This is a genomic window from Planobispora longispora (assembly GCF_016863135.1).
GTDB classification, from domain to species: Bacteria; Actinomycetota; Actinomycetes; order Streptosporangiales; family Streptosporangiaceae; genus Planobispora; species Planobispora longispora.
The window spans coordinates 97,078-123,507 of the sequence record NZ_BOOH01000021.1; the positions used below are offsets into that span (position 1 = coordinate 97,078).

Here is a 26,430-nt window from a genome sequence, read left to right on the forward strand (position 1 = left end):
CGCCTCTCTCGTGTGCGTCATGTGCCCGCCCCACTGCCCGGGGGAGAGGAAAGCAAGCGGCTCCGGCCCCGCCGAGCGGGGCCGGAGCCGTATCGTGCGCCTGCCGGGAGCGGTGACCGGTCACCTGCCGGGAACGGTCACCGCGAGCCGGTCATCGGTGCCAGCGCTTGACCTTGACCCAGTCCGGGCGGCTGACGCTGTCGTCGAGCCTGCGGTCGCCGTCGAAGACGGCGCGGAACTCACCGCTCCGGACCGCGCGGGAGGTGGCCTTGAACTTGCCGTCCCACCGGGTGTCGGCCGAGGTCACGTACTTCCAGGCGCTGGAGCCGTCGGCCTGGAAGTAGATGTCCACTTCCTCGTGCCGCACCCCGCGCCACTTCCAGTGGTCGCGGGCCTGCAGACGGCCGGCGAAGTAGACCGTGTTGCCCTTGCGGAGCGGCTCCGGCCCGGCGTTGAAGTCGACCAGACGGGTGTCGGCCTTCCTCCAGCCGTGGACGTACTTGACGGTGAAGCCGGCCGTGTCGGTCAGCTTCTTGCCGTCCTTGCCGTAGGCGTCGGCGACCGCGATCCAGCGGCCGCGGTAGTCGGACTTGTCGAAGCTGGTGACGAAGCGCCACAGCTCGCCGTCGCGGACGAGCTTCGCCTCCTTCGCCACGAGGGTGTGAGGGGCGTCGGTGTCCGGCCGGAGGTGGAGCTCGACGCGCTCCGCCTCGGTGGTGCGGATCTCGATGGCGACCCTCGCGTCCCGGTTGCCCCGTACCACGACGGGGTTCGGGCTCACTTCGGTGATGTTCACACTGAGCTCGGCCTGAGCGGCGGAAGCCGTACCGGCTCCGGCGGTCAGGACCAGAGAGGCACCCGCGGCCGTGGCCAGGGCGCCTGCGGCGATTCTCTTGAACAAGGTCGTTCCTTTCCCCGTTGCTTCGGAAGCGACGCTCGGGGTGATCGCTTCCAGGGGGTTAACGCGCGGGCGGCGAGGGACGGGTGGGGTAAAGGCTAGGTAAATGAGGCGTCAAGTCTCTTTTTGATCACGATTGTGCCGCTGGACCGCAGGTCGTTCGGGCATTTTGTCTGGTTGTGGATACGGCAGAAAAAATCCGCAGACTGTCCGATTTGTCGGGAATATGGCTTGCGTGTCGCCTGGGAAACCGTTCGGTGTCCTCGCCCGGGGCCGGTAGCGTTCCCTCATGAGCGCCACCATCGTCGCCAAGGACCTGGCCGCCGGACACGGCGACCGCGCCCTGTTCTCCGGGCTCGACCTGGTCGTCGCCCCGGGGGACGTCGTCGGCCTGGTCGGCGTGAACGGGGCGGGCAAGTCCACCCTGATGCGGATCCTCGCCGGGCTGCTCCCTCCGGAGCACGGCGCCGTACGGCTCAGCCCGCCCTCGGCCACGGTCGGCTACCTTCCGCAGGAGCGCGAACGCCGGGCCGACGAGACGGTCGCCGCCTTCCTGGCCCGGCGGACCGGGGTGGCCGGCGCGCAGCGCGCGCTGGACGCCGCCACCGAAGGGCTGGTCGAGGGCCGCCCCGGAGCCGACGACGACTACGCGGCGGCCCTGGAGCGGTGGCTGGCCCTGGGCGGCGCGGACCTGGAGGACCGGGCCGCCGAGGTCGTCGCCGACCTCGGCCTGGAGGTGAGCCTCGACCGGCCGATGACGGCCCTGTCGGGCGGCCAGGCCGCCCGCGCGGGCATGGCCTCGCTGCTGCTCAGCCGCTACGACGTCTTCCTGCTCGACGAGCCCACCAACGACCTCGACCTGGACGGCCTGGAGCGGCTCGAACGCTTCGTCTCCGGCCTGCGCGCCGGGACGGTCCTGGTCAGCCACGACCGCGAGTTCCTGGCCAGGACGGCCAACCGGATCGTCGAACTCGACCTGGCCCAGCAGCGGATCCGCGCCTACGGCGGCGGCTACGAGTCCTACCTCGCCGAGCGCGAGGTCGCCCGGCGGCACGCCCGCGAGGAGTACGAGGAGTACGCCGACACCGTCGCCGACCTCAAGGCCCGCGCGCTGAAGCAGCGCAACTGGATGGAGAAGGGCGTCAAGAACGCCCGGCGCAAGGCCACCGACGGGGACAAGATCGGCCGCAACTTCCGCGTCGAGGCGACCGAGAAGCAGGCCGCCAAGGCCCGTCAGACGGAGAAGCTGATCGAGCGCATGGAGGTGGTCGAGGAGCCCCGCAAGGAGTGGGAGCTGCGCATGGAGATCGCCGTGGCGCCCCGGGCCGGGGCGGTCGTGGCGACGCTGCGCGAGGCGGTCGTGCGGCGCGGCGCGTTCACCCTCGGCCCGGTGGACCTCCAGGTCGGCTGGGCCGAGCGGGTGGCGATCACCGGGGCCAACGGCTCGGGCAAGAGCACGCTGCTGGCCGCCCTCCTGGGCCGCCTCCCGCTGGACGGGGGACAGGCCTCCCTCGGTCCCGGAGTGGTCGTCGGCGAGGTGGACCAGGCGCGCGGGCTCTTCCTCGGCGAGGAGCCGCTGCTGGAGGCCTTCGCCTCCGCCGCGGGCGGCATGGTCCCGGCGGACGTCCGTACGCTCCTGGCCAAGTTCGGCCTGCGCGCGGCCCACGTGCTCCGCCCCGCCGGGACCCTCTCGCCGGGCGAGCGCACCCGGGCCGCGCTCGCGCTGCTCCAGGCCCGGGGCGTGAACCTGCTCGTCCTGGACGAGCCGACCAACCACCTGGACCTGCCCGCCATCGAGCAGCTGGAGTCGGCGCTGGCCTCCTACCCGGGCACGCTCCTGCTGGTCACCCACGACCGCCGGATGCTGGAGGCCGTCCACACCGCCCGCCGCCTCCACGTCGAGGACGGGAAGGTCACCGAGCTCTGAGGCGCCGCTCCGGCGCGGGGAGGCGGACGGAGTTGCGGACCGGCCGCCCGGCGTCGGATGGAGCGGCCCGGCGTCGGACGGGACGGGTCAGCGGCCCAGCTTCAGGTAGAGCTTGTAGGCCCGGTCGCCGAGGTAGGGCGAGGAGTTCCAGGTCGTGACACCGCTGGAGTTCATCCACTTCATGCTCTGCACGCCGACGAGGTAGCCGGTCCCGGTGGCCGAGGAGTAGTTCCGGATCCACGGGCCGCCGCTCGAACCGCCGTTGAGCGTGCAGCGGGCGAACCTGTGCCGCGCGACGCGGGCGGCGGGCACGGTGTCGAGCTCGGTGGTCCGCGAGCAGCCCACCACGCGCGAGCCGTTCCACGGGTACTCGGCGGGGTAGCCGTAGATCAGCACGCTGACCTTGGCGGGCTGGTTCCACCGGATGCCCTGGGCGCCGACCACGTTCGCGACGTTCCTGCCGCGGTACTTGCCGACGGTCACGAACGCGTAGTCGTAGTCGGGGTCGTAGGACCTGGCCCACTCGGGCTCGATGACCGCCTTGGTCATGGTCCAGACGCCGTACGGCCTGAGGTGCTTGCCGCGGCTGTAGGAGTAGCCGGGGATGAAGATCCAGTTCTTGGCCCACCGCTTGGCGTCGTACACGCAGTGCGCGGCGGTGGCCAGCAGGTTGCGGCCCCGGGAGTTCACGACGCTCGCCGAGCACGAGTAGTCCCGGCCGCCCATGGTGAAGAAGACCTTGCCGACGCTGCGCGGCTGCTTCGTCCCCCTGATCGACAGCGGTGTGACGGTCCTGGCCAGCGCGGTGGGCGCGCCGGTCGCGCGGATGGCGCGGAGGGGGCTGCCCTTGCGGGGGGCGACCGGGCGGGCCGAGCCCATCCGGTCACTGGTCCAGTAGCCGGAGACGTCGCTCGCCGCGGTGTTCTGCGGCACGGCGTGGCTGACGGGCTCGGGGCTGACGAGGGCGAGGGAGAGCACGAGGGCGAGCATGGGCGTCCTAGGGTCAAGGGTCCTTAAAGCGGACATAAATCTATAAAACGCCTATAGATGCTTATATCGCCCAGAGAAAGATCTACCGAGCGGATGCCGTACCGAGACCGTCCGGCCGGGCGGATCGCGACGGGCGCGCGGAGGCGGGTCCATGCCGCGGGCCGGGGCGGAAGGGGAGTTGACCTCAAGCGTGGTCGAGGTTGCAGACTGGCGTGCGACACGCCGCGCAGCCAGGAGTAACGCCATGCTCGACATCGCCGTCATCACCGCCACCAGTCCCGAGGGCCGCTCGGGGGCGAACGTGAGCCGGTGGTTCCTCGGGCGGGCCGGGCTCCGGGCGGACCTGAACGTGGACGTCATCGACCTCAACCGGATCGCGCTGCCGCCGCTCCACCCCCGGCGCCCGCCCGCCGAGACCGACGCGGCCACGCGGGAGCTCGCCGCGCGGATCGGCGCCGCCGACGGGTTCGTGGTGATCACGCCCGAGTACAACCACGCCTATCCGGCCGCGCTCAAGCTGGCCGTCGACGCGGTCCGCGGGGAGTGGGCGGCCAAGCCCGCCGGGTTCGTCTCGTACGGCGGCCAGTCCGGCGGCCTGCGGGCCGTGGAGCAGCTCCGGCTCGTCTTCGCCGAGTTGCACGTGGTCACCCTCCGCGACACCGTGAGCTTCCACCGGGTGGAGGGCCAGTTCGACGAGGAGGGGGAGCCGGTCGATCCGGCCGGGGTCAACGGGGCGGCCAAGGTGCTGCTGGACCAGCTCATCTGGTGGGGGACCGCACTGCGGGAGGCTCGGGCGGCCCGGCCGTACGACATCTGAGGGCGGCCGGGTCCGGGGCGCCGGAGAGCCGGGCGGCGGCCGAAATACGGGTGAAATATCCCACAGGAGAGGATAGGGCAGAGTTCTATCCTGATTTGGGGGATTTGTGGTCGGCGCTCTCGATCATCGCTACCGGGGCGAGCACCCCATCCGCACGCTCATCTACCTCTTCGCCGGAGAACGGCGCAAACTCCTTGCCGCGGTCTTCGCCTTCCTGGTCAAGCACAGCCCCATCTGGGTGCTGCCGTTCGTCACCGCCAACATCATCGACGTCGTGGAGGGCCGCGGAAGCATCACCGGCCTGTGGGTCAACGCGGGGGCGCTGCTGGCCCTGCTCCTGCTGAACTACCCCCTCCACCTCCTCTACGTGCGCTGCCTGCACGGCGCCATCCGGCGGGTGGGCACGGGCCTGCGCACGGCGCTCTGCCGCCGCATGCAGCACCTGTCCATCGGCTACCACTCGCGGGTCAGCGCCGCCGTGCTCCAGACCAAGGTCATCCGCGACGTCGAGAACATCGAGCAGACCACCCAGCAGACCGGCGACATGGGGCTGTCCGCGCTGACGACGCTGGCCGGCGGCCTGGTGATGGTCGCCTTCCGGGTGCCGCTCGCGATCCCGGTCTTCCTGGTGGTCGTGCCCGCCGCCGCGTACCTGGTCATCAGGCTCCGCACCCGCATGCGCGAGGACAACGAGAGCTTCCGCCGCGAGGTGGAGAAGATGTCCGCCCGGGTCAGCGAGATGACCACGCTGATCCCCATCACCCGGGCGCACGGCCTGGAGCGCGACGCGCTGCACCGGGTCGACGGGACCCTGAGCAGGGTGCTGAGCAAGGGGCTCCGGCTCGACCTGCTCAACGGCAGCTTCGGCGCGCTGGCCTGGATCCTGCTCAACACCATCGGCGCCGCCGTCCTGGCCGGCTCCGCGCTCGTGGCCTACTACCAGGTCATCCCGATCAACGTCGGGGACGTGGTGATGCTGAGCACCTTCTTCCCCATCCTCACCTCGGCGGTCACCTCCCTGCTCAGCCTGACCCCGGTGATCAACAAGGGACTGGCGTCCGTGCGGTCGGTCGGCGAGGTGCTCCAGGCCCCCGACCTGGAGCACAACGCGGGCAAGACCGAGGTGGCCGCGGTCCGGGGCGAGGTGGAGTTCCGCGACGTCGAATTCGGCTACGGCGAGGACGGCGGGGGCCCGGCCGTGCGGGACTTCACCCTGAAGGTGGCCCCCGGCGAGACGATCGCCCTGGTCGGGCCCTCCGGGGCGGGCAAGTCGACCGTGCTCAACCTCGTCATCGGCTTCCTGCGGCCCACCGCCGGGCGGATCCTGCTCGACGGTCGGGACATGGAGACCCTGGACCTGCGCACCTACCGCCGGTTCCTGTCGGTCGTGCCGCAGGAGTCCATCCTCTTCGAGGGCAGCATCAGGGAGAACGTCACCTACGGCCTGGCCGGCGTCCCGGAGGAGCGGGTACGGCGGGCGCTGGAGGACGCCAACGCCATGGAGTTCGTCGACCGGCTCCCGAACGGGCTCGACACGGTCGTCGGGGAGCGGGGCGCCCGCCTGTCGGGCGGGCAGAAGCAGCGCCTGGCCATCGCCCGCGCCCTGATCCGCGACCCGCGCGTGCTGATCCTGGACGAGGCGACCTCCGCGCTGGACACCCGGTCCGAGGCGCTCATCCAGCAGGCGCTGGCCCGCCTGGTCGCCGGGCGCACGGTCTTCGTCGTCGCCCACCGCCTGTCCACCATCCGGGGCGCCGACCGCATCGTGGTGATGCGGGACGGCGGGATCGAGGAGATCGGCACCCACGAGGAGCTGGTACGGCTGCGCGGCGTCTACGCCGGACTCCAGGGCGCCCAGCTCGCCTGACCCCGACCCGCCGGGCTGCGGGCGTCCGGCTCGCCTGACCCGCGCCGCTCTCCGGACGGGCCTTTTCCGGGGAGGGCGCCCCGGAGGGGTCCGGCCGCCCGCGGTCCGGTGGCCGGACGCACGCCCCCGTGATGCGTGCGGGCCGTCGGCCGGACCGCGGGCGGCGCGGCGGTGGCGCCGGGCCACCGGATGGGAGGCTCCCGCCGGCGAGCTGCGGAGGACACCGGGCACGGGGTTCTTCGGACATGGCCGGAGGTGGGCCGGTCCGAGAGGGGCCTCCCATCGGAGAGCCATCCTTCCTCACCGGACGCGGGCGGCCGTAGTGCGTGGTGCGCCGGATGGCCGTGCGCGGCGCATGCCCATAAAGTGCGTTCTGCATATTGTCCGCATGACGGGGCGGTGATACCGGGGGATGGCCGTGAGCGGGGCCGTACGGGCCGGCGCGCTTCCACCGCTGGTGGGAGCGTGCTCCCCGGTGCTCTTCGTCCTGCTCGGCGGGGTCAGCGCCTTCGTCGCCCTGTTCCGGATGGAGCCCATGTTGTTCGGCGGGGCGGTCATGTCCGCGCTCCTGGTCGCCGCCGTGTACGCGGCGCAGGTGTTCGTCGCCCTGCGGGGCCGGTCCTGGCGGGCCGTCGCCGCCCAGGGGTTCCTCTGCTGGGCCCCGGTGATCGTCTTCCGGGGGAACTGGGTGGTCCTGGACGGGTTCCTGGTCGCCGCCGTCCTAGGAGGCGTCCGCGGCGTGCTCCGGTGGCCGCTGTCCGTCCTGGTCACCGTCGCCGGGACGGCGCTGCACACCCGGGTGTTCTCGCTGTCGTGGCCCGAGGCGGGGCAGGAGCTCGCGGCCCTGTGGACCACCCTCAACGTCGCGGCCTTCGCCTACGGCGTCCCCCGCCTGGCGGGGCTGGTCAGGCGGCTCCACGAGACCCGCGACGAGCTGGCGCGCCTGGCGCTGGTGCAGGAGCGCCTGCGTTCCTCCAGCCGGCTGCACGAGGTGCTCGGCGCGAGCCTGGCCACCATCACCGCCACCCTCGGCAGGACCTCCCGGCGGATGCGCGCCGCCCCGAGGGCTCGCGGGACGGCCTCCCGCGTTCCCGTGACGCCGGGAGCCCGGCGGCGGGTCTGCGACGCTCCCGCGACGATCCCGGCCGCGGCGCTCCCCGGGGTGGAGGCCGGGCTGGAGACGGTCTCCGCGCTGGCGCGGGAGACGCTCGCCCGGGTGCGGGAGATGGCCGACAGCTACCGGGAACCGGTGGCGTCCCCGCCGGACGGGGACGCCGACGCCCCGCGGGCGGGATGGATCGTCATCGGCATGTCGACGGCGGCCCTGGTGATCTGGCCGATCCTCGACATCCCCCACCACCGGATCGTCGCCCTCACCGTTCTCGTGGCGATCGCGGCGGTCCACATCGTCATGATCGCCCGTCCGCGCCGGGCCGGGTGGCTGCTGCCGCTCCAGGCGTTCCTGGCCCTCGCGCCCCTGCCCCTTTTCGGCCCGGACTGGATGGCGGCGACGGCCCTGCTCGGCGCGTCGATCCTGATCACGCTGAGCGGTCCGGGAGCCTGGTCGCTGGCCGCGGCGGCCGGGGCGCTCGGCGCGTTCTGGCCGCGGGCCGGAACGGACGAGATCGACCATCTCCACCGGCTCCTGCCGAACTGGCTGTGGATCGTCGCCTTCGCCGTCCTCTCCCAGCTGACCCGGCTCCTGATCGACCTGGCCGACGCCCGGGGGCGGGTGGTGCGGATGACGGTCCTGACCGAGCGCCTGCGCGTCGCCAAGGACGTCCACGACCTGATGGGGTTCGGATTGTCGGCGGTGGCGCTCAAGTGCGACCTGGCCCGGAGGCTGCTCGCCACCGACCCCGCGGCGGCCCGCGCCCATCTCGCCGAGGCGCTGCGGATCGCCGGGAACGCCGGGCGGGACCTGGGAGCGCTGGCCCGCGGTGACCGGGAGCTGTCGCTGGAGGAGGAGATCGCCGCGGCCCGTCAGGTCCTCGCCTCCGCCGGGATCGAGGTGCGGGTCGAGACCTCCGGCGCCGTACCGGCCGGTGCGGGGGCGGTGCTGGCCCCGGTCCTGCGCGAGGCCGTGACCAACGTGCTGCGGCACAGCGCCGCCCGCCGTGTCGTCGTCACCTGTGTGGCCGACGGCCCCGTACGGCTCCGCGTCACCAACGACGGGGCCGTGGCGGCTCCCGCCGTCCGGGAGGGCACCGGCCTGGCCAACCTGGAGGCGCGGGTCTCGGCCGTCGGCGGGAAGCTGGCCGCGGAGCGGGAGTGCGACCGCTTCAGCGTGGTGGCCGAGGTGCCGGTCGCGAGGGGAGAGAGCTCGCGGGGAGAGAGCTCGCAGGGGGAGGGGCCGCGGGGAGGGAAGCCGCCGGGGTGAGCAGGGCGCCGGGGTGAGCAGGGCGTCGGGGTGAGCAGGGCGCCGGGGTGAGCGGGGCATCGGGTGGGACGTCGGAGCCGGGCGCCGTCAGAGCCACCCGGCCTCGGTGGCGATCCGGACGGCGTCCATCCGGTTGCGCGCGTTCAGCTTGCTCACCGCCGAGGCGAGGTAGTTGCGCACGGTGCCGTGGGAGAGGAACAACTCCGCCGCCACCTGGGCGGGTCCGGCCCCGGACGCGATCAGCCTCAGCACCTCGGTCTCCCGCGCGGTGAGCGGGTTGTCCGGCGCGTCCAGCGCCGCCACCGCCAGCCGGGGGTCCACCACCCGTTCGCCGGCCACGACGTCGCGGATCGCGGCGGCCAGCTGCGCCGGGTCGCTGTCCTTCGGCAGGAATCCCGCCACGCCCGCGCCGAGCGCCCGCCGCAGGTGCCCGGGGCGGCTCAGCCCGGTCAGGATGACGGTACGGCAGGCGGGCAGCCGCTCGGCGAGCTCGGCGGCGGCGGTGATCCCGTCGACCCCGGGCAGGTCGACGTCCAGCACGGCGACGTCCGGGGTGTGCTCCAGCGCCGCCGGGAGGATGCCGTCGCCGTGGCTCACCCGGGCCACGACGGTGAGATCCTCTTCGAGGTCGAGCAGGGCCGCCAGCGCCTCCAGCAGGATGCGCTGATCCTCGGCCAGGAGAACCTTGATCACCTAAGCGATTTTGCCACCTTTGTTCGAGGGTAGAGGGCGGGCGAAGGAGGCACACCATGCGAGTACTGGGCATCGACATCGGAGGATCAGGAGTCAAGGGCGCCCCGGTGGACCTGGAGAGGGGCGAGCTGACCGAGGAGAGGTTCCGGATCCCGACCCCCGTCCCGGCCGTACCCGAGGCGGTGGCGGAGGTGGTCGGGCAGATCGCCGGGCACTTCTCCTGGACCGGGCCGATCGGGGTGACGTTCCCCGGGGTCGTCCTGGACGGCATCACCACGACCGCCGCCAACCTGGACCCCGGCTGGATCGGGAGGGACGCGCGGGGGCTGTTCTCCGCGGCGACGGGGCAGCCCGTGGTCGTGCTCAACGACGCCGACGCCGCGGGGCTCGCCGAGGTGGCGGTCGGCGCGGCCAAGGGGGAGGCGGGAGTGGTGCTGATGCTGACGTTCGGCACCGGGATCGGCAGCGCCCTGTTCATCGACGGGCGTCTCGTCCCCAACACCGAGCTCGGCCACCTCGAGATCGACGGCAAGGAGGCCGAGAAGCGCGCCTCCGACCACGCCCGGGAGCACCACGACCTGAGCTGGCCGGAGTGGGCGGCGCGGGTCGAGGAGTATCTCCGCCACGTCGAGATGCTGTTCTCGCCCTCGCTGATCGTCATCGGCGGCGGAGTCAGCAAGAAGTCCGAGAAGTTCCTGCCGCTGGTGAGGGTCCGCACCCGGGTCGTCCCGGCCGTGCTCCGCAACAGCGCCGGGATCGTCGGAGCCGCCATGGCCGCGTCGGCCCTTTAACGGTCTTATCCGGCATATGCCGGAAAGGCCGTTCAGACTTTGATCCGGTTTTGCCGGACATGCCCCCTGACCCGGGTAGATAGCGGGAGCCAGCACGATCTGATCTGACGGGACGGGGAGACACTATGCGGCCGAAAGGTGGCGCCGGGCGCTGGATCGGCGCGGCGGTCGCCGCGATCGCCGTGGCGGTGTTCCCCGCCGGGACGGCGTTCCCCGCGGGAACGGCCGCCTCTCCCGCTCCGGTGGAGGACGTGGAGGTCTCGCCGTACCGGGTCGAGGCCGGGGGGAGCCTCGACGTCGTCGCGCACGACTGCGGCGCGCCCGCCGTCGCCACGTCGGAGGCGTTCCAGGGCGAGGCCGGGCTCACCGGGGGAAGCGAGGGCAACCCGGCCGGGTCCGCCCAGGTGGCCCACCAGGCCGAGCTCGGCCGTCACGTCGTCGAGGTCGTCTGCGAGGGCAACGGCGTCACCCTCTACGGGGCCTTCGAGGTCGTCGCCGGCGGCGGCCCGGACACCGGCGGCGGCGGTCTCGCCCTGCCGGGCGGCGTGCCGGGAGAGGGCGGCGTGTCAGGAGAGGGAACCGGCCTGCCGACCGGGAGGACCGGCGCGGCGGGACTCTGGGCCGCCTGCGGGATCGCCGCCGCGCTCGCCGGCGGAGGCGCGCTGGTCCTGGTACGGCGGCGCCGGAACGCGAGGTGAGGGGCGCCGGGAGGACCGTCCCGGCGCTGGGACTCGGGATCGTCCTGCTGGTCGCGGGATGCCGGGGGGTGACGGGCGAGGAGGCGGACCCGGCGCTGGCCCGTTCCCTGCCGATCGCCGCGCCCGCCCCGCCGGGAGGCTCAGCCGCGCCGGCGTGGCCGGAGGACTCCGCCGCGGCCGCCTCGCGGGGAGACTCCACCGGGGGCTCCACCGCCTCCGGGACGCCCGGCCGACAAAAGAAGGGGGCCGGGGCCGCCTCGCGCTCCCGGTGGCCCGCTCCGCTGCCCGGCCGGCCCGGCCCGGCCGAACCGGTGGCGCTCGTGGTCCCGAGAGCCGGGGTCAACGCCCCGATCACCTGGATCGGCCCGGCGCGCGACGGCGTGCTGGACGCGCCGCCGCTCTGGCGCGCCGACGTCGTGGGCTGGGACCGCTCCGGCCCGGCGCCGGGCGAGGACGGGCCGGCGGTCGTCGTCGGCCACCTCGACACCAGGACCGGTCCCGCGGTGTTCGCCCGGCTGCCGGGCGTCGCACGGGGTGACGCGGTGGCCGTGGTCCGCTCGGACGGGACCGTGGTGGTCTTCCGGGTGTCGTCGATCGAGCGGGCCCGCAAGGACGCCTTCCCGGTGAGCCGGGTCTACCGGGTCCGGCCGTACCCGACGATCCGGCTCGTGACCTGCGGAGGCCGTTACGACCGGGAGCGCCAGTCCTACGAGGACAACCTGATCGTCTACGGGGACTTCGCCGCCTGGTACCGGCTGTCGGACTTCCCCGGCGGGTGAGGCGGACGGCCGGACGGCGGGCCGGCTGCTGAAACTTTCATCGGGTTGTGCGAGCGTTCCATCAGGTCAGGGTTGGTGAAGGCGTCATCGAGCCGTCCGCCGGAGGTCGGATGCTGTACACACAACGGAAACATCCGCACGATGGGAGCGCTCCCACCCCCATCTGGAGATGACACCCATGAGAGCACATCCGCGCCGCCTAGCCTGGCGGAACCGGGCTGCGACCACGGCGGCCGTACTGGTCGCCGCGGCGGGCCTCGCCGCCGGTCAGGCAGGGACCGCGCACGCGGCCGTCGCCTGCGACGTCGCCTACTCCACCAACGACTGGCAGGGCGGCTTCACCGGCAACGTCACCATCAAGAACCTCGGTGACGCGATCGACGGCTGGACCCTCGGCTTCACCTTCACCGCGGGCCAGAGGGTTCAGCAGGGCTGGTCGGCGACCTGGTCCCAGCCCGCGGGCTCGGACAAGGTCACCGCGAAGAACCTCGACTGGAACGGCAAGCTGGCCACCGGCGCCTCCACGAGCATCGGCTTCAACGGCTCATGGACCGGCTCCAACCCCAAGCCGACGGACTTCACGGTCAACGGCGTCGCCTGCGGCGGACAGCCCCCGGTCAACCAGGCCCCGACCGTCAGCCTGACCAGCCCGGCGAGCGGCTCCACGCACGCCGCGGGCGCGGCCGTGCCGCTCTCCGCGACGGCCTCCGACGACGGCGCGGTCAGCAAGGTCGAGTTCTACGTCGACGGCGCGCTCGTCGGCACCGACACCAGCGCCCCCTACTCCCACTCCGCCACGGGCCTGTCCTCCGGGGCCCACACCGCCAAGGCCAAGGCCTACGACAACGGCACCCCGGTCCTGAGCAAGGAGAGCACCGAGGTTCCCTTCACGGTCGGCGGAACGGGCAACCCGTCGATCGTCGCCTCGCCCACCTCGGTGAGCGTTCCCGAGGGCGGCAGCAAGACCGTCGGGTACAAGCTGAGCCAGGCGCCGTCGGGCAACGTCACGGTCAACCTGTCCAAGACCGGTGACGCCGACCTCACGATCGCGCCCTCCTCGCTGACCTTCACCGCCTCCAACTGGAACACCGCGCAGAACGTGACGGTCTCCGCCGCCGAGGACTCCGACGAGGCGAACGGCACCGCCACCATCGCGGCCGCCGCCACCGGCCACACCGGCGCCTCGGTCACCGCGACCGAGGAGGACAACGACGGCGACACGCCGCCGGTCGGCGAGCACGTCGACAACCCCTACGACGGGGCCACCGGTTACGTGAACCCGCAGTGGTCGGCCAAGGCCGCCGCCGAGCCGGGCGGCGCCGCGGTGGCGAACATCTCCACCGGCGTGTGGCTGGACCGGATCGCGGCCATCGAGGGCAGTGCCTCGGCGATGGGCCTGCGCGCCCACCTGGAGGAGGCCCTGAAGCAGGACGCCGCCAACGGCAGCAAGCCGCTGACGATCCAGTTCGTCATCTACAACCTGCCCAACCGCGACTGCTCGGCGCTGGCCTCCAACGGCGAGCTGCTCATCGCGCAGAACGGCCTGAACCGATACAAGAACGAGTACATCGACCCGATCGCCGCCATCATGAAGGACCCGAAGTACGCGGCCCTGCGGATCGTGACGATCATTGAGATCGACTCGCTGCCCAACCTGGTCACCAACCTCAACGTGGCCAAGTGCCAGGAGGCCAAGGACAGCGGCGCCTACGTCGACGGCATCCGCTACGCCCTGGACAAGCTGCACGCCATCACGAACGTCTACACCTACATCGACGCCGCCCACCACGGCTGGATCGGCTGGGACACGAACTTCGGCCCCTCCGCCGCGCTGTTCGCCACCACCGTCGCCGGCACCGCCAAGGGCTTCGACAGCGTCGACGGCTTCATCACCAACACCGCCAACTACTCGGCGCTGCGGGAGCCGCACTTCACCATCAACACCACCGTCAACGGCCAGACGGTCCGCCAGTCCAGGTGGATCGACTGGAACTTCTACGTCGACGAACTCACCTTCGCCCAGGCCTTCCGCCAGGAGCTCATCCGGCGGGGCTTCAAGTCGAACATCGGCATGCTGATCGACACCTCCCGCAACGGCTGGGGCGGCGCCGCCCGCCCGTCGGCGCCCAGCACCTCCACGGTGGTAGACACCTTCGTCAACGACTCCCGGGTCGACCGCCGCATCCACGCCGGCAACTGGTGCAACCAGAGCGGCGCGGGCCTCGGCGAGCGGCCGCAGGCCAACCCGGCCGCCGGCCTGGACGCCTACGTCTGGATCAAGCCTCCGGGTGAGTCCGACGGCTCCAGCAAGTTCATCCCGAACGACGAGGGCAAGGGCTTCGACCGGATGTGCGACCCGACCTACGAGGGCAACGAGCGCAACGGCAACAACAAGAGCGGCGCCCTGCCGGACGCCCCGATCTCCGGACAGTGGTTCTCCGCCCAGTTCCGGGAGCTGCTCAAGAACGCCTACCCGCCCGTCCAGTAGTCCCCACCGCTGACGCGGCCCGGTAGAGCACGCGGCCCCGCCGCTCCCCGCCAGGGAGCGGCGGGGCCGCACCGCGTGCGGGGGCCGGCGGGGGCCGACCGCGTGCGGGGCCGTACCGCGTGAGACGGCGGGGAACGGCGAGGAGGCGGCGCGCCCGTGCCGGCGGATATTGGGATGCGTCGGGGGAAGGAGTCAGGCACCATGGGCGGTTGGCTCCTGACCGATGGGCCGAAAGTATCCTGGCAAGTAATCATGGGAACGCCTCCGTTGACACCTCCACTCGCCGAGCTCCGCACCCGCCTGCCCGAGCTGACGCTCCGCGACCAGCGGCGCCTGGGGCGGCGGCTGGACGGCGCCCGCAAGGTCAGGAACCGCGCGGCCCAGCAGAAGATCGCCGAGGAGATCGGCGCCGAGATCGACCGGGCCGAGCAGCGGATCGCCGCACGGCGCGCGGGCGTGCCGGAGGTGACCTATCCCGAGGCCCTGCCGGTCAGCCAGCGCCGGGACGACATCCTGGCGGCCATCCGCGACCACCAGGTCGTGATCGTCGCCGGTGAGACCGGCTCGGGCAAGACCACCCAGATCCCGAAGATGTGCCTGGAGCTGGGCCGGGGCGTCAAGGGCCTGATCGGGCACACCCAGCCCCGCCGGATCGCGGCCAGGACCGTGGCCGAGCGCGTCGCCGAGGAACTGGACACCCCGCTCGGCGAGGCGGTGGGCTACAAGGTGCGCTTCACCGACCAGGCGGGCGAGGGCACGCTCGTCAAGGTCATGACCGACGGCATCCTGCTGGCCGAGCTCCAGGGCGACCGCGACCTCGTCCAGTACGACACGCTGATCATCGACGAGGCGCACGAGCGCAGCCTCAACATCGACTTCATCCTCGGCTACCTCAAGCAGCTGCTCCCGCGCCGCCCCGACCTGAAGGTGATCATCACCTCGGCGACCATCGACCCGGAGCGCTTCTCCCGGCACTTCGGCGACGCCCCGATCGTGGAGGTGTCCGGCCGGACCTACCCCGTCGAGGTGCGCTACCGGCCGGTCGGCGAGGACGACGACCAGATCCAGGCCATCGGCAACGCGGTGGACGAGCTCTGCCTGGAAGGCCCCGGCGACATCCTGGTCTTCCTCAGCGGCGAGCGGGAGATCCGCGACACCGCCGACGCCCTGTCCAAACGCAAGGACGTCGAGATCCTGCCGCTGTACGCCCGGCTCTCGGCCGCCGAGCAGCACCGGGTCTTCCAGCCGCACCGGGGCCGCCGCGTCGTGCTGGCCACCAACGTGGCCGAGACCTCGCTGACCGTGCCCGGCATCAAATACGTGGTCGATCCCGGCTTCGCCCGCATCTCCCGCTACAGCCACCGCACCAAGGTCCAGCGCCTGCCGATCGAGGCCGTCTCGCAGGCCTCGGCCAACCAGCGCAAGGGCCGCTGCGGCCGCGTCTCCGAGGGCGTGTGCATCCGGCTCTACGAGGAAGAGGACTTCCTGGCCCGGCCGGAGTTCACCGATCCGGAGATCCTCCGTACGAACCTCGCCTCGGTCATCCTGCAGATGACCTCCATCGGCCTGGGCGACATCGCCGCCTTCCCGTTCGTCGAGCCGCCGGACCAGCGCCAGGTCAAGGACGGCATGGACCTGCTGCGCGAGCTCGGCGCGTTCGACGAGGCCAAGCGGATCACCCCGCTGGGCCGCAAGCTCGCCGGGCTCCCGGTGGACCCCCGCCTGGCCCGGATGGTGCTGGAGGCCGACCACAACGGCTGCGTCCGCGAGGTCATGGTCATCGCCGCCGCCCTGTCGATCCAGGACCCGCGCGAGCGCCCGGCCGACAAGCAGCAGGCCGCCGACGAGATGCACCGGCGCTTCGCCGACAAGGAATCGGACTTCCTGACCTACCTGACCCTCTGGAACCACCTGCAGGACAAGCAGAAGGAGCTGTCCTCCAGCGCCTTCCGCCGCCTGTGCAAGGCCGAGTTCCTCAACTACCTGCGCGTGCGCGAGTGGCAGGACGTCTACAGCCAGCTGCGGCAGATGTCGAAGTCGCTCGGCGTCACGCTCAACAGCACGCCCGGCGACGAGCAGAAGATCCACGTCTCGCTGCTGTCCGGCCTGCTGTCGCACATCGGCGTCAAGGACATCGACAAGAAGGGCCCCCAGGAGGGGCAGCGCCGTCCCATCACGGAGTATGTCGGCGCCCGCAACGCCCGCTTCGCCATCTTCCCCGGCTCCGCGCTGGCCAGGAAGCAGCCGCTCTGGGTGATGTCCGCCGAGCTGGTGGAGACCTCCCGGCTCTGGGCCCGGGTCAACGCCAAGATCGAGCCCGAGTGGGTCGAGCCGCTGGCCCAGCACCTGATCAAGCGCACCTACTCCGAGCCGCACTGGGAGAAGAAGCAGGCGTCCGTGGTGGCCTACGAGAAGGTCACGCTGTACGGCGTGCCGATCGTGGCCCAGCGCAAGGTCAACTACGGCCGCATCGACCCGGAGACGAGCCGCGAGCTGTTCATCCGGCACGCCCTGGTCGAGGGCGACTGGGAGACCCACCACGCCTTCTTCAAGGAGAACCGCAAGCTCCTGGAGGAGGTCGAGGAGCTGGAGGAGCGCGCCCGCCGCCGCGACATCCTCGTCGACGACGAGACCCTGTTCGACTTCTACGACCAGCGCGTCGGCCAGGAGGTCGTCTCCGGGCGGCACTTCGACTCCTGGTGGAAGAAGGCGAAGCAGGCCGACCCCGACCTGCTCAGCTTCGAGAAGTCGATGCTCATCAGCGAGACGGCCGGGGACGTCAGCCAGCGCGACTACCCCGACGTCTGGCGGCAGGGCGGGCTCAGGTTCCCGCTGACCTACCAGTTCGAGCCCGGCGCCGACGCCGACGGCGTCACCGCGCACATCCCGCTCTCGCTGCTCAACCAGGTCAACGTCGAGGGCTTCGACTGGCAGATCCCCGGATTGCGCGAGGACCTGCTCACCGCGCTGATCCGCTCCCTGCCCAAGAACATCCGGCGGAACTTCGTGCCCGCCCCCAACTACGCCAAGCAGGTGCTCCAGCGGGCCGAGCCCACCCAGGAGCCGCTCCTGGCCGTGCTGGAGCGGGAGCTGCTGAATCTCACCGGCATCCAGGTCCCGCGTGAGGCGTGGCAGCTCGACAACGTCCCCGACCACCTGAAGATCACCTTCCGGGTGGTCGACGGCCGCAAGCACAAGCTCGCCGAGAGCAAGGACCTGGCCGAGCTCAAGCGGCGGCTGGCGCCCAAGCTCCGCCAGACCCTCTCCAAGGCCGCGGGCATCGAGCAGACGGGCCTGACCGCGTGGAGCGTGGGCGCGCTGCCCAAGACGTTCGAGCAGCGGCGGATGAAGGCCTACCCGGCCCTGGCCGACGAGGGCTCCAGCGTGGCCGTGCGCATGTTCGAGACCGAGGCCGAGCAGCGCCGCGCCATGTGGGAGGGCACCCGCAGGCTGCTGCTGCTCAACACCCCCTCCCCGGCCAAGTGGATCCTCGGCCGCCTGGACAACCAGGCCAAGCTGACGCTCAGCCGCAGCCCGCACGCCGGCGCCACGGCGCTGTTCGACGACTGCGTCGCCTGCGCCGCCGACAAGCTCATGAGCGAGTACGGCGGGCCGGTCTGGGACGAATCCGCCTTCACCACCCTGCACGACAAGGTCCGCGCCGAACTGTTCGACACCGCCGCCGAGGTGGTCGAGCGGGTCCGGGGCATCCTGGCGGTCTGGCACAGCCTCGGCGCCCGCCTGGCCGAGGCGCGTCCCACCCCCGCGGTGGAGGACATCCGCGAGCAGCTCGCCAACCTCGTCTACCCCGGGTTCGTCACCGCCACCGGCCACTCGCGCCTGCCCGACCTGACGCGCTACCTGAAGGCGGCCGAGCGGCGGCTGGAGAAGCTCCCCGACGATCCGTACCGCGACGAGGAGCGCATGCGCCAGGTCCACGACATCGAGGACGACTACCACGACCTGCTCGACAAGCTCCCGCCCGCCCGCCGCGACGACGAGGACCTGAAGAAGATCCGCTGGATGATCGAGGAGCTCCGGGTCAGCTACTTCGCCCAGACCCTCGGCACGCCGTACCCCGTCTCCGACAAGCGCATCCGCAAGGCGATGGAGAGCGTGGACCTGGGCACGTCGTTCCGGCGTTAGGCGCTCTCGGCCATGGGGGCGAACGGCGAGTCCGGGTCGAGCGGCGGCAGCGGCACGCCGAGCCGCTCGAACGCCTGGCGCAGCGCGTTCTCGCTGGCGAGGACCAGATCGTAGAGACCGGCCGTGCGCTGCGCCTCGGTGATCTTCGCAACCAGCTTGGTCAGATCGGTGGCGGTCTCCCGGCGGTCCTCGACCATACGCGCCAGGATGTCGGCGGCCGCGCCGGGGTCCTCGGCGAGCCGCAGCGCGTAAAGGGTCTCCCAGCTGTGTCCCGCCGCCCGGAGGAAGCCCTCGCACCTCGTGCTGAGCGCGTGGAGCCGCTCCAGACGCAGTTCCGTGGACTCGGCCTCGGTCACCACCTTGTGCTGCGCGATGAGATTGGTCTGCTGGAGCCTGCGAACCTCCTCGGTGAGGCCGACCTCGACGCGGACCGTCCACGGCCCGTCCCGCAGCTCCGCCTCCAGCCTCCGGTTCACTTCCCGCTCCGCCGATTCCGGGCGGAAGGCGGGATGCCTGCGGCATGTCTCGCGGACGACGGTCCTGGCGCGGTCGAGCACCTCCTCCCGCTCGGCGCCGAGGTCGGGTGCGGATCTCCGCGCGCGACGCCCGCCGCCCGCTTCACGGGCGCAGTGGACGGCCACCCGGAAGGCGAAGCCGTCCCCGGCCGAAGGGGTCTCGAAGGCGAGCTCCGGGGAGCCGGTCGTGTCTGCGGCGTTGGGGTTGTCGAACTTCCACATGAGCGTGAACACCGGTGGTCATCTCCTTGACAGCAGGCCGTCCAGCGCCGCGCGCCGGTCGGCGGTGATCAGCTCCCAGCCGTGCCACGCGCGGAGGGAGAAGCGGAGCGGCATGCGCAGATCGGGATGGCGGGCCGCGGTCGTCCGGAAGATCTGGTCGACCACGGGATCGCACTCGGGCCGTCCGGCCCACTGCCCGAGCAGGCGCCACACCTCCGGTACGGCGGAGCCGGAGCCGGTGAGCCGTCCCCAGGCGAGCGCATTGCACCACAGTTCCGGCAGTTCGGGCATGTGTCGGTAGCCGGTCAGCGGGGGACGGTCGGGGTCGCCGGAGGACGGCAGGCAGGCCAGCCAGACGAAGGCGAACGCGGCGGTCCGCCGCAACCCGGGCGAGCCCGACCGAGCCCACGCGCCGAGCTCGGCGAGAACCCGCTCGGCCGTCGTGGAGGTGTAGATCTCCGCCACGGAAGCCGTGACGGTCAGGTGCAGCGGCCAGTTGCCGGTCGACTGGCCGGCGGCGGGCGAGAGCAGGATCGTCCTGCGGAACACCTCGAGGGCCCGGCTGACGGCCCGGACGCCGATCTCGGAGCCGTAGACCACGGTGGCGGTGGTCCGCTTGGAGAGGTTCCCCGTCGACCAGGCGTCGAGGAGCTCATGGACCAGGGGAGCCAGCGCGGGGTTGAGCGCCGCGGCCTCCAGCGTGTATTTCACCAGGTCCCGCTTGCCCTTGGCGCCGTCCTTGGACCAGCCGTCGAGGAAATTCTCGCGCACGTTCCGGAAATCGCAGGCGGCCAGGTGCGCGACCCCTTGAGCGGCCCTGATCGCGATCCTCTCGTCGGGCCGCCCGGTGAGTTCGTGCAGCCAGGCGTACAGGGGGCCGCGCAGGACCGGCGCCTCCTCCCAGGCGACCGAGAGGATCTGGGCCGTCGGATCCTGCCTCAGCAGGACGCGGTGACCCTCGCCCGGCGCGGCGGGAGGGTGGCAGCTCAGCCCGTCGCGATTCAGCCAGGTGTGCAGGTATCCCCAGACCCGGGGACCTCGCCGGTCCTTATCGTTCTCCACCTCCCGGACGAGCTCGGCCAGGCGCAGCGCGGAGCCGGAGATCTCCGCCTCGCTCAGACCGTGCAGCACGCCGGCGCTGATGAGGAAGCACTGCCTGGTCTCGTCCGCGTTCTCCCTGCGGAACTCCTGCCGGAGCCGTTCGCGGGGGTCCAGCCGCAGCGTGCCGAGGACCTCGGGAAGCGACCGCCGCCCGTCACGCAGTCTCGCGGCGATCTCCAGGGCGTACTCGCGGACCCGGGCGGGCCCGTGCCCGGCGAGCAGGTCCGGCAGCGCCGAGAGGTGCTCGCCGAATCTGTGCTCCGTCCAGAGGCCGGGAGAACCGTCGGCGGCCAGCCAGCGGCGGAACACCTCCATGGCGTCGGCCGGTTCGTGCTCGACGACCAGGACGTCACGCTCGTACTTCTCGGTCACCAGAATGACGATCCGGCATTTCGCCTCCTCGGCCAGGACCTGCAGCCGGTCGATCACGCTGCCGGGAGCGGAGGTCCGGGGCGCGTCGCCGGCGCTGGAATCACCGGGGTTGAAGTCACCGGCATCGAACACGAAGCCCTTCGCCTCCGAGAGGTCCCCGGCGGTGAGGCCCTCCTCGGTCCGGAGCATGCCCAAGGGGGTGTCCTCCGGGCCCCGTACCGGAGCCGACCAGTCCAGGAGCGCGCGGTAGGCCGCGCTGGCGCGACCGGTCTCCGGACGCCCGCGCAACAGCACCACCGGGTCCCGGGCCAGCCGGGCGGCCAGCCGCGTGCTCGACGAGGTGCACACCGTGTAGCGCTCGACATCGCGCACCCTCGCCGGCGGCAGGACGGAGACCGGCCGCGGGGCGGGGCCGGAGCCGTCGTAGAACTGATTGATCGTCTGGTCGCCGCCGGAGACGTTGGCGTTGCCGCCCTTCCCCGAGATGTCGGCCCAGAGCTGGGGCAGCCCTTCACGGCGGAAGCGGCGCCGCCGCTCGCTCTGCTCCGTCCGCTCGCGGATGGAGGGCTCGGCGTCCTCCTCCCCGCCCGGGGCGGGTCCGTCCGGCGTTCCGGAATCCTCCCCGGGAGCCGTCTCCTGCGGGGATTCCTCCGGCGGTTCTTCCGGCGGGAGGTCGGGCTCCTGGCTCCGGGCGTCCGGCGCCCGCTCCGCGTCCATCAGGAGTACCTCTGGTTGATCGTCTGGTCACGGCCGCTGACGTTGGCGTTGGCGCCCTTCCCGGTGAGGCGGAAGACGTGGCCGGCCGGGGCTCCGGCGTCCTCGGCCGCCCTGGGGCTCCCGGGACCCGCGGGCTCCGCGGATCCGGGGAGGGCTCCCAGCGCGTGCACGTTGTGACCGGGCAGATGGATGTGAGCGATGTAGCGTTCCTTCTTCTCCGCCACCTTCACCCGCCGGAAGTCGTCCTTCGACGGCCCGCCGCGGCTCTGGCCGACGTAGTCCTCGAACGTCCGGTCCGAGATGATCACTCCGAGATCGGCCTCCGGCCGGGCCCGCATCGCGGCCTTCAGCGCGGCGGCGTTCACCAGCCGGTTGACCTGCACGGCGTGCGCCCCGGGGAAACCGTTCGCCCCGTCGACGACGACCGGCCCCTCGTGGACCGAGAGCCGCATCCGCATCCGGGACGTCGCGCTGTTGTACCCGGCCAGGACCTCGTTGAGCTCGGTGACGAAGGAGGTCAGGACGGTGACGGCGCCGGTTCCCGGCGGCAGGACGACGAACTGCCCGTCACCCTGCTCCTGCCGTCGCCAGTCGAGCGTGCCGAGCTGCGCCAGTGTCGCCGCGTGGTCCAGGGCCCGGACCAGATCCCGCTGGAGCGTCGCCTGGCTGTCGCGGTTGCGGCTGCTGTAGTCCTCGATGTCGGCGGCAATCATGATCCGGTGTTCGGTGCGGTGTTCCATGGAGGGCCTCCGTACGGTGGGATGGGACTCCACCATGAGCCCGATAGAACATGCCGAACCCGGATTAATAGGGCTTCGGGTCAGCGGGCCCTCGGCCGTTCGATCGTGTCGGGGGTCTCGGCGAACTTCGCGAGTTCCCAGGGCTCCACGATGAGCACGCCCCGCCGGCCACGCCGGATCAGCTTCCGGTCCGCCAATTCCCGCAGGGCCTTCTGCACGGTCGCCTCCTTCGCCCCGATGAGGGCGCCGAGCTCCGCCTGGGTGAGCGGGACTCCCAGGTCCAGCCCTTGGGCGGCGCGCCGGCCGTGACGCTCCGCCAGCGCCAGGATGAGACGGGCCAGGCGGATGTCGGCCTCGTAGCCCGCGAAGTCGAGCCTGCGCTGGTTCGCCCAGCGCAGGCGATCGCTGATCAGGCGGTTCAGGGCCAGCCCCGCCTCGGGAGACCTGCGCAGGAAGTCCAGGAAGACCGGGCCTTTGATCACGCAGACGGCCGAAGGGCCGCAGGTCGTCACCGTCGCCGAGCGCGGGGCCTCGTTCAGCACCGCCATGTCGCCCACCACGTCCCCGCTCACCCGGACGGCGAGCAGGATTTCGCTGCCGTTCTCCGCCATCGCGGTGATCTTCACGATCGCGTCGATGAGCAGGAACACCACGTCCCCGCTGTCACCCTGGCGGATGAGCTCGTGCCCGGCGGGGCGGTGGGCGGTGACCCCCAGGCTCAGCAGCCGGGCTCTGAGCGGGCCGGACAGCAGGGCGAGAAAACTCGCCCGGGCAAACGAGTCGTTCGACTGGTCCCTCGCCACGCACGTTCCTCCGGAGGAGATGTGCCTGTGCTGACGAATCTTTCACCCGCCGCCCGGTTCATCAACCGGGCGGCGGACGAATCCGGACGCGTGGCGAGGGAACCCGGAGCTACGGCCGGTTCACGTAGTCCCGCAGGTGGATCGCCGTCAGGGACGTGCCGGAGCCGACCAGTTCGGCGGGGGTGCCGGAGAAGACGACCTGGCCGCCGTCGTGGCCGGCGCCCGGACCGAGGTCGATGATCCAGTCCGCGTGCGCCATGACCGCCTGGTGGTGCTCGATGACGATGACCGTGTTGCCGTCGTCGACCAGCCGGTCCAGCAGGCCCAGCAGGTGGTCGACGTCGGCCAGGTGCAGGCCGGTCGTCGGCTCGTCCAGGACGTACGTGGTGCCGTTCCTGGCCATGTTGACCGCCAGCTTCAGGCGCTGCCGCTCGCCTCCGGACAGGGTGGTGAGCGGCTGCCCCAGGCCCAGGTAGCCCAGGCCCACCGCCGACAGGCGGTCCAGGATGGCCCGCGCGGGACCGGAGGTGAAGAACTCGACCGCCTCGGCGACCGGCATCTCCAGCACCTCGCTGATGTTCTTGCCGCGCAGCGTGTACGACAGCACCGCGGGGGTGAAGCGCTTGCCTTCGCACTCCTCGCACACCGTCGCCACCCCGGCCATCATCGCCAGGTCGGTGTAGATGAGGCCGATGCCCTTGCAGGCCGGGCAGGCGCCCTCGGAGTTCGCGCTGAACAGGGCGGGCTTGACCCCGTTGGCCTTGGCGAAGGCGGTGCGGATCGGGTCGAGCAGCCCGGTGTAGGTGGCCGGGTTGCTCCGGCGCGAGCCGCGGATCGGCGACTGGTCGGCCACCACCACGCCCTCCCGGCCGGAGACGTAGCCGTGGATGAGCGAGCTCTTGCCGGACCCGGCGACCCCGGTGACCACGGTCAGCACGCCGAGGGGGATGTCGACGTCGACGCCGCGCAGGTTGTGCAGCGTGGCGCCTCGGATCGGCAAGTGCCCGGAGGGCCGGCGGAAGCTCTCGCGCAGCTCGACCCGGTGGTCGAGGTAGCTGCCGGTCAGGGTGCCGGACGCGCGCAGTCCCGCCAGGTCGCCGGAGTAGCAGAGCCGGCCGCCCGCGGAGCCGGCGCCGGGGCCGAGGTCGACCACGTGGTCGGCGATCCCGATCATCTCCGGCTTGTGCTCCACGACGAGCACGGTGTTGCCCTTGTCGCGCAGCCGGAGCAGCAGGCCGTTCATCCGCTGGATGTCGTGCGGGTGCAGCCCGGCGGTCGGCTCGTCGAAGACGTAGGTGACGTCGCTCAGGCTCGAGGTGAGGTGCCGGACCATCTTCACCCGCTGGGCCTCGCCGCCCGAGAGCGTGCCGGACTCCCGGTCCAGGCTCAGGTAACCCAGGCCGATCTCCACCAGGGAGTCCAGCGTCGACTGCAGGTTCTCCAGGACCGGTCCGACGACGGGGTCGTGGATCTTCCTGAGGAACTCGGCCAGATCGTTGATCTGCATCGCCGAGCAGTCGGCGATGCTGAGGCCGTCGATCTTCGCCGAGCGGGCGGCCTCGTTCAGCCGCGTGCCGTCGCAGTCGGCGCAGTGGACGAGCTTGACCGCCCGGTCGGCGAACGCCCGCGCCTGACCCTTCAACGACTCGCGGTCCTTGCCCAGGTACTGCTTCCGCACCCGGACGACGAGCCCCTCGTAGGTGAGGTTGCTGGTTCCGATCTTGACCTTGGTGGTCGGCCTGTGCAGGAAGTCCTCCCACTGCTGCGGGGTGAAGTCCTTCAGCTTGACCGACGGGTCGTAGAAGCCCGAGTTCGCCATCACCTGCCAGTACCAGGTGTCCACCCCGAACCCGGGCACCTTGATCGCGCCCTCGTTCAGGGACAGCTCGCGGTCGACCAGCTCGTCGGCGTCGATGTCGGTGATCTTGCCGAGGCCCTCGCAGCCCGGGCACATGCCCTGCGGGGTGTTGAAGCTGAAGGCGAAGGCCGGGCCGGCGTGCGGGACGCCGATCCGGCTGAACACGATCCGCAACATCGTGTAGGTGTCGGTGGCGGTGCCCACGGTCGAGCGGGCGTTGGCGCCCATCCGCTCCTGGTCGACGATGATCGACGCGCTCAGGTTGTGCAGCGTGTCCACGTCCGGACGGTTGAGGGGCGGCATGAACCCCTGGATGAACGCCGTGTAGGTCTCATTGATCAGCCGCCGCGACTCCGCGGCGATCGTGTCGAAGACGAGTGAGGACTTGCCGGAGCCGGAGACCCCGGTGAAGACGGTGAGCCGCCGCTTGGGGATGTCGAGGGAGATCCCGGTGAGGTTGTTCTCCCGGGCGCCGCGGACCTGGATGCGGTCGTGGCTGTCCGCGGCGGCGTGATCCGGCCCGCCCGCACCGTCGCGGTGGAGGGCGCCGCCGTCGGGGCGGCCGGAGGCCGGGGCTGGTGCCGCCTCCGTGGCGGCGCCGCCTTCCGGCAGGCGGCCGTTCTCTTCCGGTGAAACGTGACGCTCGGGTGCTCCTGAACTGTTGCCGACATTCATGCGTTCAAGTGTCTCATTGAAGTTCCTATGAATACTTTTCAGCGGAAGTCGGGGATAATCCTGGGAATATGAACGGCAACCCTCAACCCGCCGGGGAAGCCCGGCCGATGCCGGAGCGGCCGGCGGGCCATCTGCCGGACCGTTCGGCGGGCCATCGGCCGGGGCGGCCGGGAGGGCGTGCGCCGGCCGGGCTGCGCCCCGTCGACCTGGCCCGGCTGGTGGGCCTCTCGACCCAGCAGATCCGCAACTACGCCGACCTGGGCATCCTGCCCCCGGCCCCGCGGACCCCCTCCGGCTACCGCAGGTTCGACACCCGGCACCGCCGGGCCCTGCTCGCCTACCGGGCGCTGGAGCGGGGGTACGGCCTGCACACCGCCCGATCGATCATGCAGGCCGTCCACGCCGGAGACCTGCCCCAGGCGCTCACCCTCATGGACGCCGGTCACGCCGCGCTGCACGAGCAACGGCTCTCCCTGCGGGCGGCGGGCGAGGCGCTGGAGGCCGTCGCGGAGCAGGCGCCGGACGCCGAGGAGGTGCCGCGGCCGGGCCTGCGGATCGGAGAAGTGGCCGTCTACCTGGGGGTGCGCACCTCCGCCCTGCGGCTGTGGGAGTCCGCGGGGCTGCTGGCCCCCGGGCGCGAGGCGGGCACGGGATATCGCCGTTTCGACGCGGCGGACGTGCGGGACGCGCGGATGATCCGGCTGCTCCGCCAGAGCCGCTACCCCCTGACCCGCATCAAACCGATCCTCGACGGTCTGCGCCGCACCGGCGGCAGCGACGCGCTGCGCGCGGCCATCGCGCAGCGCCAGGCCGAACTGATCGAGCGGGCGGCCGTCATGCTCGAAGGCGCGAGTCTTCTCCACCGGCACCTGGTGGCGCTGGGGCTCGTCCCCGGGGCCCTCGCCGTGGCGGGGGACGGCCCCGTCCAGTCCTGCGAATAAGATTCGGTGGGC

Annotated in this window: 18 protein-coding genes; 10 read left to right on the forward strand and 8 right to left on the reverse strand. The window is 71.9% G+C overall.

Annotated elements, in window-relative coordinates; all coding sequences use genetic code 11:
- Nucleotides 1-151 precede the first annotated feature (151 nt).
- Nucleotides 152-901, reverse strand: coding sequence for a hypothetical protein (locus Plo01_RS14510; RefSeq protein WP_203891095.1), 750 nt, complete (start codon nt 899-901; stop codon nt 152-154).
- 286 nt (nt 902-1,187) lie between these two features.
- On the opposite strand from Plo01_RS14510, the gene Plo01_RS14515 reads away from it, so the two are divergent.
- Nucleotides 1,188-2,825 (forward strand): ABC-F family ATP-binding cassette domain-containing protein, encoded by a 1,638-nt coding sequence (locus Plo01_RS14515; RefSeq protein ID WP_203891096.1) that lies wholly within the window; start codon nt 1,188-1,190, stop codon nt 2,823-2,825.
- Between the two features lie 87 nt (nt 2,826-2,912).
- Here the strand turns inward: Plo01_RS14515 and Plo01_RS14520 are convergent, their stop codons facing one another.
- A complete protein-coding gene (locus Plo01_RS14520; RefSeq protein WP_203891097.1) occupies nt 2,913-3,815 on the reverse strand; it encodes a trypsin-like serine peptidase in 903 nt (300 codons plus the stop codon).
- A 244-nt stretch (nt 3,816-4,059) separates the two neighbouring features.
- On the opposite strand from Plo01_RS14520, the gene Plo01_RS14525 reads away from it, so the two are divergent.
- The 3 genes from Plo01_RS14525 to Plo01_RS14535 all read left to right on the forward strand — a co-directional run bounded on the left by Plo01_RS14525 (nt 4,060) and on the right by Plo01_RS14535 (nt 8,879).
- Nucleotides 4,060-4,632: an NADPH-dependent FMN reductase gene (locus Plo01_RS14525; protein ID WP_203891098.1), complete on the forward strand. Its 573-nt coding sequence runs from the start codon at nt 4,060-4,062 to the stop codon at nt 4,630-4,632.
- 106 nt (nt 4,633-4,738) lie between these two features.
- Nucleotides 4,739-6,499: an ABC transporter ATP-binding protein gene (locus Plo01_RS14530; RefSeq protein WP_203891099.1), complete on the forward strand. Its 1,761-nt coding sequence runs from the start codon at nt 4,739-4,741 to the stop codon at nt 6,497-6,499.
- Between the two features lie 412 nt (nt 6,500-6,911).
- Complete coding sequence (locus Plo01_RS14535) at nt 6,912-8,879, forward strand: sensor histidine kinase (RefSeq protein ID WP_203891100.1); 1,968 nt, start codon at nt 6,912-6,914, stop codon at nt 8,877-8,879.
- A gap of 87 nt (nt 8,880-8,966) precedes the next feature.
- Here Plo01_RS14535 and Plo01_RS14540 read toward each other — a convergent pair whose 3' ends face one another.
- Nucleotides 8,967-9,572 (reverse strand): response regulator transcription factor, encoded by a 606-nt coding sequence (locus tag Plo01_RS14540; RefSeq protein ID WP_203891101.1) that lies wholly within the window; start codon nt 9,570-9,572, stop codon nt 8,967-8,969.
- 56 nt (nt 9,573-9,628) lie between these two features.
- Here Plo01_RS14540 and ppgK point away from each other — a divergent pair, with 56 nt between their 5' ends.
- The 5 genes from ppgK to hrpA all read left to right on the forward strand — a co-directional run bounded on the left by ppgK (nt 9,629) and on the right by hrpA (nt 18,474).
- Nucleotides 9,629-10,363: a polyphosphate--glucose phosphotransferase gene (gene ppgK / locus Plo01_RS14545; RefSeq protein WP_203891102.1), complete on the forward strand. Its 735-nt coding sequence runs from the start codon at nt 9,629-9,631 to the stop codon at nt 10,361-10,363.
- A 125-nt stretch (nt 10,364-10,488) separates the two neighbouring features.
- Entirely contained in the window at nt 10,489-11,061 is a 573-nt protein-coding gene (locus tag Plo01_RS14550) for a hypothetical protein (RefSeq protein ID WP_203891103.1), read from the forward strand.
- Nucleotides 11,058-11,840, forward strand: coding sequence for a class F sortase (locus Plo01_RS14555; RefSeq protein WP_203891104.1), 783 nt, complete (start codon nt 11,058-11,060; stop codon nt 11,838-11,840). The genes Plo01_RS14550 and Plo01_RS14555 overlap by 4 nt, the downstream gene beginning before the upstream one ends.
- Before the next feature lie 178 nt (nt 11,841-12,018).
- Entirely contained in the window at nt 12,019-14,328 is a 2,310-nt protein-coding gene (locus tag Plo01_RS41230; protein ID WP_203891105.1) for a glycoside hydrolase family 6 protein, read from the forward strand.
- A 252-nt stretch (nt 14,329-14,580) separates the two neighbouring features.
- A complete protein-coding gene (gene hrpA, locus Plo01_RS14565; protein ID WP_203891106.1) occupies nt 14,581-18,474 on the forward strand; it encodes an ATP-dependent RNA helicase HrpA in 3,894 nt (1,297 codons plus the stop codon).
- On the opposite strand, the gene Plo01_RS14570 is transcribed toward hrpA, so the two are convergent.
- From Plo01_RS14570 to Plo01_RS14590, 5 genes are all read right to left on the reverse strand, one after another.
- Nucleotides 18,471-19,223, reverse strand: coding sequence for a hypothetical protein (locus Plo01_RS14570; RefSeq protein WP_203891107.1), 753 nt, complete (start codon nt 19,221-19,223; stop codon nt 18,471-18,473). The genes hrpA and Plo01_RS14570 overlap by 4 nt on opposite strands.
- A 6-nt stretch (nt 19,224-19,229) precedes the next feature.
- Nucleotides 19,230-21,401 carry a hypothetical protein gene (locus Plo01_RS14575; protein WP_203891108.1) on the reverse strand — a complete coding sequence of 724 codons (2,172 nt, stop codon included), beginning with the start codon at nt 21,399-21,401 and terminating at the stop codon, nt 19,230-19,232.
- Nucleotides 21,401-22,141 carry a hypothetical protein gene (locus Plo01_RS14580; protein ID WP_203891109.1) on the reverse strand — a complete coding sequence of 247 codons (741 nt, stop codon included), beginning with the start codon at nt 22,139-22,141 and terminating at the stop codon, nt 21,401-21,403. Before Plo01_RS14580 ends, Plo01_RS14575 begins: the two co-directional genes overlap by 1 nt.
- Before the next feature lie 80 nt (nt 22,142-22,221).
- On the reverse strand, nt 22,222-22,944 hold the full coding sequence (locus tag Plo01_RS14585) for a Crp/Fnr family transcriptional regulator (RefSeq protein ID WP_203891110.1): 723 nt from the start codon (nt 22,942-22,944) through the stop codon (nt 22,222-22,224).
- Between the two features lie 109 nt (nt 22,945-23,053).
- Entirely contained in the window at nt 23,054-25,477 is a 2,424-nt protein-coding gene (locus tag Plo01_RS14590; protein WP_203891111.1) for an ATP-binding cassette domain-containing protein, read from the reverse strand.
- Nucleotides 25,478-25,545: 68 nt separating this feature from the next.
- On the opposite strand from Plo01_RS14590, the gene Plo01_RS14595 reads away from it, so the two are divergent.
- Nucleotides 25,546-26,418, forward strand: a complete 873-nt coding sequence (locus Plo01_RS14595; protein ID WP_239316319.1) for a MerR family transcriptional regulator — start codon at nt 25,546-25,548, stop codon at nt 26,416-26,418.
- Nucleotides 26,419-26,430 lie beyond the last annotated feature (12 nt).

Coding starts and splice junctions, on each gene's coding strand:
- Plo01_RS14575 (WP_203891108.1), bottom strand. CDS start 21,401: ATGGACGCGGAGCGGGCGCCGGACGCCCGGAGCCAGGAGCCCGACCTC.
- hrpA (WP_203891106.1), top strand. CDS start 14,581: ATGGGAACGCCTCCGTTGACACCTCCACTCGCCGAGCTCCGCACCCGC.
- Plo01_RS14550 (WP_203891103.1), top strand. CDS start 10,489: ATGCGGCCGAAAGGTGGCGCCGGGCGCTGGATCGGCGCGGCGGTCGCC.
- Plo01_RS41230 (WP_203891105.1), top strand. CDS start 12,019: ATGAGAGCACATCCGCGCCGCCTAGCCTGGCGGAACCGGGCTGCGACC.
- Plo01_RS14525 (WP_203891098.1), top strand. CDS start 4,060: ATGCTCGACATCGCCGTCATCACCGCCACCAGTCCCGAGGGCCGCTCG.
- Plo01_RS14590 (WP_203891111.1), bottom strand. CDS start 25,477: ATGAATGTCGGCAACAGTTCAGGAGCACCCGAGCGTCACGTTTCACCG.
- Plo01_RS14520 (WP_203891097.1), bottom strand. CDS start 3,815: ATGCTCGCCCTCGTGCTCTCCCTCGCCCTCGTCAGCCCCGAGCCCGTC.
- Plo01_RS14515 (WP_203891096.1), top strand. CDS start 1,188: ATGAGCGCCACCATCGTCGCCAAGGACCTGGCCGCCGGACACGGCGAC.
- Plo01_RS14595 (WP_239316319.1), top strand. CDS start 25,546: ATGAACGGCAACCCTCAACCCGCCGGGGAAGCCCGGCCGATGCCGGAG.
- Plo01_RS14580 (WP_203891109.1), bottom strand. CDS start 22,141: ATGGAACACCGCACCGAACACCGGATCATGATTGCCGCCGACATCGAG.
- ppgK (WP_203891102.1), top strand. CDS start 9,629: ATGCGAGTACTGGGCATCGACATCGGAGGATCAGGAGTCAAGGGCGCC.
- Plo01_RS14535 (WP_203891100.1), top strand. CDS start 6,912: ATGGCCGTGAGCGGGGCCGTACGGGCCGGCGCGCTTCCACCGCTGGTG.